Here is a 7753-nt window from a genome sequence, read left to right as displayed (position 1 = left end):
TCCCTCAAGACCTCAATCACTATTTTCGCTTTTTCTTCCGGTGTGAAATGTCTTCTCTTTTCCATAGTCTCATTCTAACTTATTTTAGCCGTTTTGTCTGTCTTGTTTTTTGGTATCATTATAAAATATTATTTTTGAGACTTTGGATACTTTGCATTCGGACTATCCAGGTGGAGAGAAACTATCTATTGGATGTTATGAGTTTATTGATAATAGGGATATAAGTTCCAAAGAAATGCTATGCTTACATGCTGCATTAGGTTGGTCAAAAGCAAAAGGTGGAGGAGTCTTGCTGCTTGCGTCAAACCGTCAAAAAGCACAGGAACGAGCAACTTGGATTGCAAAGCAAATGCCGGAAAGAAAGTATTCTAAGACATTAGACTTGATTTGCCGCTTCTTAGAAACAGAGGTTGGTGTCGAACATACTTTAGTTAAAATGCTAAGGAAGGGTGTTGCCTTTCACCACTCAGGATTATCAAGTGAAGCAAGATATTTTGTTGAGAGATTAGTTGAAATTGGGGAAGTAAAAATTCTTTGTGCAACAACAACACTGGCTCAAGGAGTTAATTTTCCACTATCAGTTGCTGTTATTGAGGGGCATACAAGACGAATTCCCAAGAGAGGAGGTTATTTCGATACTGTAGAAATGCAACCTTGGGAATTTTGGAATATTGCTGGACGAGTTGGGAGGACATTTGAAGATACTCTAGGTATTGTTACATTTGCATATACTGAAAAAGAGCAGCTAGATAAAATTAAACAATATTTGTCAAAAGATGCGTATATTGTTACAAGTGCATTGATTGATTTGATTAAGGGTCTTAAAGATAGAGATAATATTTACTTTAGTAGAAAGATAATTGAAAATATAAAGTCAGCTTCCGCTTTTCTGCAATATATAGTTCATTCACTAACTATGTACGGATTAACAAATGTTAAGGCTGATTTAGAAGGTGTTTTGAGAGCTAGTTTTGTTTTCGAACAAGCTAGAGGTGAAAACCCTGAGTTAGCCGAAGACCTAATAAGAATTGCGCGTTTGTATATTGATGATTTAGAAAGAAAAAAAGGAAAAGCTTTGCATGCTTATGCAAAAATGGCTGATGGAACTGGTTTTAGTAGCCCATCTGTTGATTTGATATGGCATGATTGGAAAGAAAATAAAGTTAGTAAATTAGAAGAGTGGTCTCCTGATAACTTGTTCCCCAAAACTGGAGCAGAAAGTGATACCCTTATTAATGCAATAGACACGCTTAGTAGAATTCCTGAAATTCGTCTGGGTACAGAAGATAGTGGGCAATTTAGTGTTGAACGTATTGCAAGAATAACAAACTCTTGGGTTAATGGAGAATCAATAATTGATATTGCAAATAATGAGTATAATGGTGATGTATATAAATGTATATCACATATTAACTCTGTTGTATCCAATTTGATTCCATGGGGAATCCGTGGAATACAACATGTATCATTTACAGGGCTTAATGATAACATATGGGAAGAGCTAGATCTAGTTCCCTCAATGATTTATCACGGAGTAAAAACACGGGAAGCTATTGCTTTGCGTATGCTAAATATTCCCAGGTTTATTGCGGAGGGTCTAGTAAAGCAGTGGGAAGTGCAGAAGGATAGTAACGATGACATTTTTAATTGGATTGAACGTTCAACAAGTAAAGAGTGGGATAATGCTTTACCTAAAAATTCAAAAATTAGCGGAGAGGAATGTAAGTTTATATGGCAAGTTTTGGAGGGAAAAAAGCATCTTAAAGATATTGAAGAATAAAGATTCATGGGCTGCCCTTGATGGAAAGGACATAGTTCAGGTGGTGTGAGTGGAATAGGATTATGGATACTATATAGCCTGGTTTGAGGTTAAGATTGAATAGAACAAGAAGGTTCCGGGATATTCCCGGAGCCTTTAATCCTTTAAGGGTAATTTGCGTAAACATATAAAGCTATCATAACTATTTAAGTTTGGTAGGGATACGATTTTGGGCGCAGTTGAACGCTAATTTTTTATATGATAGACTTATGGTATGGATTTACAAATTGTATGGTTTTATCAAAATTTTAGGTGAGGTCCTTACACGTGCTACCTTATAGTGCGATGGAAGGGCAAATTAAACCGGCTATTAAGGAGGCTCTTTTATGTCGAGAGGACGCAAAAAAAAGTATACTGTTGATAACACTAAAATAAGAGATATTGACGTATATGACCATAAGGATAAAAAGAGACTGAACAATCCGCCGGTAGGATATGCTCAGTATGACACCGCTGCAGAATCAAAGGCTACATACCGGTACGACCCTCACATTGACCCGTCTCTCCAATGGGCCGGAAAAGCAGAGCGTACATCATTTGAAATACCGACTGTTTCATTACATATTCATGAGACCATCAATCCTTTATCTATTATCAGCGCAGTGCGTAACGAAAAACCGGAAGACCCCCAGATATCCTTTTTTGATACACCTGGCGATATTATGAAACGCCGCAGGGAAACCATTGAATTTTATAAACACGATACTGACTGGACAAACCGCCTTATTGCCGGAGATAGTTTGCTCGTTATGAACTCCTTGCTCCAAAAAGAGGGTATGGGCGGCCAGGTGCAGATGGTGTATATAGACCCGCCTTATGGAATTAAGTACGGCTCAAATTTCCAGCCCTTTGTAAATAAGAGAGATGTAAAGGATGGAAAGGATGAGGACTTAACCCAGGAGCCTGAAATGATTAAGGCTTTCAGGGATACCTGGGAGCTTGGAATACATTCGTACCTTACATACTTGCGTGACAGGCTGCTTTTAGTAAGGGAACTGCTTGCTGAAAGTGGCAGTGTGTTTGTGCAGATTAGCGATGAAAATGTGCACTTGGTTCGTAATATAATGGATGAGGTGTTTGGTACAGGTAATTTTGTATCATTGATATGTTTTAACAAAACCGGCGGTTTTGCATCAAAAACACTTGCAAATATATCGGATTATTTAATTTGGTACTCGAAATCAAAAGAAAAGTTAAAGTATAGGGCGCTTTATACCCCAAAAAGACCAGCAAAAGATGAAGGTCAGTATTGTTGGGTTGAGTTATCCGACTTATCTGTTAGGCCGATGACCGATGAAGAGTTAAATATGCCTAGTTTATTACCTAAGAATAGTAGAATTTTTGCACATCAGGGATTAGCTTCACAAGGTTCAAGTTCTACACCACCTGAAAGCATAGAATTTGAAGGCAAACAGTTTAAATGTCCAGCAAATTCTCATTGGAAAACAGGACCAGCCGGAATAGAATTATTAAAAAAAGCAAATAGATTATTTGTGTTGGGCGGAAGTATTCGTTATAAACGCTATCTTGATGATTTTCCAGTGTTACCTATTAATAATATGTGGGTGGATGTTGGAATAAGCGGGTTTGGGGATAAAAAACAATATATAGTTCAGACAAATACTAAAGTAGTTCAACGTTGTATCCTTATGACTACTGATCCAGGTGACCTTGTGCTTGATATTACCTGTGGTTCTGGAACAACCGCTTATGTTGCTGAGCAATGGGGACGTAGGTGGGTTACATGCGATACTTCACGTGTTGCTATTACACTTGCAAAGCAGCGTCTTATGACTGCAGCATTTGATTACTATAGACTCGCACACCCTGAACAAGGAGTAGGAAGTGGCTTTGTCTACAAAACAGTCCCACATATCACTCTTAAATCAATTGCTAACAACGAGCCTCCTGCCACAGAGACACTATATGACCAGCCTGAGATTGATAAAACTAAAATACGTGTTACAGGTCCATTTACTGTTGAGGCTGTCCCTTCGCCTGTTGTGAAACCGCTTGACGAAATTGGTGGATATGACGATGAAACTGCAAAACAGGCGGACTGGAAGGATGAGCTTTACGCAACAGGGATATTAGGGAGAAACGGTCAGAAGATTGAGTTTTCCCGCGTTGAAACCCTTTCAGGCACAAAGTATCTGCAGGCAGAAGCTGAGACTAAGGAGGATACACCCCGCAGGGCTGTCATATGTTTTGGCGGCGAGACAAGACCCCTTGATTCCCGTATGGTCAGTCTCGCCCTTGACGAAGCAGAGAACTTGCGTCCAAAGCCACAAATCATTATCTTTGCTGCATTCCAGTTTGACCCCGAAGCTGCAAAGGATATTGATGAAACTGCATGGCCTGGCGTAATGCTTCTTAAGGTACAGATGAATACGGACTTGCTAACAGAAGACCTAAAAAAGAAGCGTGCAAGCAATCAAAGTTTTTGGCTTGTAGGCCAGCCTGATGTTGAGCTTATAAAAATTGACAGGGGCGCCGACAAAGGGAAGTACAAGGTGCGTGTAAACGGCTTCGATTATTACGATGTCAAAAAGGGAGAAATCATATCCGGTAACACACACAGAATTGCCATGTGGATGCTTGATACGGATTATAATGGCATGAACCTTGTACCTAAACAGGTTTTCTTCCCGCTTTCAGGGGCAAGTGACGGTTGGAACAAACTCGCTAAAACTCTTAAGGCCGAAATCAACCAAGAACTGATAGAAAAATATGCGGGCAATGAATCACTGCCCTTTACTATTAATTTTAATACACAGATCGCTGTTAAAATAATAGATGACAGAGGTATCGAAAGTCTCAAAGTAATCAAGGCAGGGGGCTACTGATATGGCAACGGGTACTATAGACCAATTAATTATCAATTCTGCATTTGAGGAACCCAAATATCACTGGAAATATAACCTTCAAACTCAGAGTTTTGTTAAAGAACCGGGGCGGCGGCCTGCGGGCTATTTTGTAGCGGGACAAGGCACTAACCAATATAACGATATAGGAATTTTTATCGAACTCCCGCTTGTTAATAAAATAAGGCCAAGGGTTAAAGCATGGCGTGAGAGCGGATATCCTGGCGTTACCGGCATTACGAAAAAACTTCTTGAACACTGGTATGACAAGAATGAGCGTATTTATCAGTTTTTCTTCTGCCAGTTAGATGCTATGGAAACACTCATATGGCTTACAGAAGCCCCTGATGCGGAAAAGGTAGGTATTGAGATCCCAAGCGACGGTGGTTTATTTAAGAGAATATGCTCAAAAATGGCAACAGGCACGGGTAAAACCACCGTTATGGCTATGCTCAATGCCTGGCAAATACTTAACAAGGTTACATACCCGCAGGACAAGCGATTTTCTAAAAATATATTTATTATCGCACCTGGTTTGACTGTTAAGAGTCGTTTGCAGGTATTGAATGTATCAGGTGAAAATAACTACTATTTACAGTTTAATATTGTTCCCTCTTCACTCAGGGACAAGCTTCGCCAAGGTAATGTTCGAATAGACAATTGGCATTCCCTCGCATGGGATTCTCCGGAAAAGATTGCTAAGAAAAAGGGAGTAGACAAGCGCGGAGCAAAAAGTGATGAAGCTTACACCCGTGAGGTATTAGGAGATATGGCTAATGCACAAAATATTATTGTTATCAATGATGAAGCGCATCATGCCTGGCGTATCAACCCTGAAACTAAAGTAAGCAAGGATTTAAAGAGCGATATAGAGGAGGCAACTATTTGGATTGGCGGCCTTGACCGTATACACAAAACCAGGGGAATTCATACATGTTACGATTTTTCCGCTACCCCTTTTGCACCTTCCGGGAAAAAAAATGACGAAGAAGCTCTCTTCGAATGGATTGTAAGTGATTTTGGTCTCAATGATGCAATAGAATCAGGCCTTGTTAAAACCCCAAGGGTCGTAATCCGCGACGACGGCACACCTGATATCGAAACATTTAAATCAAAGCTCTATCATCTGTATAAAGCCGAGGAAATTTGTAGTGACATAAACCGTGCGGCACAGCCTGAGGAACCGCTTCCCGATTTACTTAGCAATGCTTACCGACTGCTTGGTCTCGACTGGCTTGAGCTTTATAAGTCATGGAAAGAACAGGGGGCTATGGTTCCTCCTGTGATGATTTCTGTTGTGAATAGAACAGAAACAGCAGCTCGTATTAAATATGCCTTCGACCATAAGAAGATAAAAATTGACGAACTATGCGAACCGGATTTGACAATTCATATTGACTCCAAAGTTTTAGAAATGGCTGAAAGCGAGGCAATAGATGTATCAGAAATTCCTGATAATTCCGATAATGACGATGAAGATACGCCTGTAAGGAAACTCAGTAAAAAGGAACAGGCGGCTATTCTGCGGGAGACCGTTGATACAGTTGGTCAAAGGGGCAGGCGAGGCGAACAGATACGTAATGTTATAGCAGTCGGCATGTTGTCTGAGGGTTGGGATGCAAAGACCGTTACGCATATTATGGGATTGCGGGCCTTTTCTAGCCAATTGCTTTGTGAGCAGGTTGTTGGTCGTGGACTTCGTCGTACCTCTTATGATGTTGACGAAAATACAGGTCTTTTTGCTGCTGAATATGTAAATATTTTCGGAATACCTTTTTCTTTCCTGCCACACGAATCAGGTGAAGATGGCGGCGGAGGAGGGAATACCCCTCCTAAAACACAGATTGAGCCGTTGAAAGAGAAAATCCAATATCAAATCGAATGGCCAAATATTGTGCGTATAGAAAGGATACTAAAGCCTAAACTAACTATTGATATAAATAAGGTTGATGCCATTGTGATTAATGCTGAAGAATATCGTCTGCGTGCAGACCTTGCTCCAATAATCGACGGACAAACCGACCTGACAAAATGTACCGAGATAGACCTTGAGAAGCTTGATAAAGAGCTGCGGATGCAAAGGTTGATTTTTGAGGCATCTGCATCTGTTTACGAGCAAATGCAGTCTTCATGGCAAAAAGAAGGTACAAAGCTGGCATTGCTTGGACAGGTCATTTCTCTTGCTGAACAATTTCTAAAGTCAGATAAGATAATAATCAATCCTCCACTTTTTAATATGGGTGAATTGAGGAGGAAAATAATAATAAACCTTAATATGAATAAGATTGTTCAACATTTATGGAGCTATATAAAGCTTGAATATACGGAAAAAATTGTGCCAATTTACGACACTAACAAAAAAATACTCAGCACCGGTGACATGAATATCTGGTACACAAGCAAGCCTTGTGCTGTCACCGAAAAGTCTCATATAAGCCATTGCGTCTACGATAGCGGCTGGGAATCAGCCGAGGCTTACAGACTTGAAAAGAATGGGAATGTAGCTGCATGGGTTAAGAATGACCACCTTGGATTTGAGATTGTCTATATTTTTGACGGTGTGGTACATAAATACCGGCCGGACTTCTTAATAAAGCTTATTAATGGGAAAATGATTGTACTTGAAACAAAAGGCCAAGAAACCCGTCGTGACAAGGAAAAGAGAAAAGCTCTGAAAGAGTGGATTCTGGCAGTTAACCAGGATGGTTCATTCGGTGAATGGTTCTGTGAGGTATCATATAATATAGCTGATATTGATGGGATTATTGCAAGGTATTGTTAGAGATTACATTGAGATAAGACCTTGGAAAAGAAATTGCGTAGGTTGCAGCGCAAAGTATCAAACAAATATGAAAGAAACAAAGAAGGGAGGAGTTACGTAAAAACAAGCAACATTATAAAACTTGAAAAAAGCATTAAAAAGTTTTATAAGTTTTGCGTAACGGGCTGCCGGTGGAGAGACTGCAGAAATTCATGGCAAGGTGCGGGGTGGCTTCGCGCCGAAGATGCGAGGAGATTATAGAAGAGGGAAAGGTAAAGGTGAACGGCAAAACAGTAACCGGGATGGGAT

The 7753-nt window shown here is 40.1% G+C and carries 4 protein-coding genes and 1 pseudogene; all 5 read left to right on the top strand.

All coding sequences use genetic code 11. The features are described 5' to 3' along the window. The first annotated feature begins 151 nt into the window (after positions 1–151). Positions 152–1780, top strand: a complete 1629-nt coding sequence (locus HPY74_18590) for a hypothetical protein (GenBank protein ID NSW92625.1) — start codon at positions 152–154, stop codon at positions 1778–1780. A 365-nt stretch (positions 1781–2145) separates the two neighbouring features. Further along, on the top strand, positions 2146–4665 hold the full coding sequence (locus tag HPY74_18585) for a site-specific DNA-methyltransferase (protein NSW92624.1): 2520 nt from the start codon (positions 2146–2148) through the stop codon (positions 4663–4665). A gap of 1 nt (position 4666) precedes the next feature. Beyond that, complete coding sequence (locus HPY74_18580) at positions 4667–7465, top strand: DEAD/DEAH box helicase family protein (GenBank protein NSW92623.1); 2799 nt, start codon at positions 4667–4669, stop codon at positions 7463–7465. Between the two features lie 15 nt (positions 7466–7480). Then, a pseudogene (locus HPY74_18575) lies at positions 7481–7603 on the top strand (transposase). Between the two features lie 32 nt (positions 7604–7635). Next, the coding region (locus HPY74_18570) for a pseudouridine synthase (GenBank protein ID NSW92622.1) at positions 7636–7753 on the top strand (118 nt) is incomplete at its 3' end.

It is taken from the genome of Bacillota bacterium (genome assembly GCA_013314855.1).
Taxonomy (GTDB): Bacteria; Bacillota; Clostridia; order Acetivibrionales; family DUMC01; genus Ch48.
This window is presented reverse-complemented; position numbering and strand designations above follow the sequence as displayed.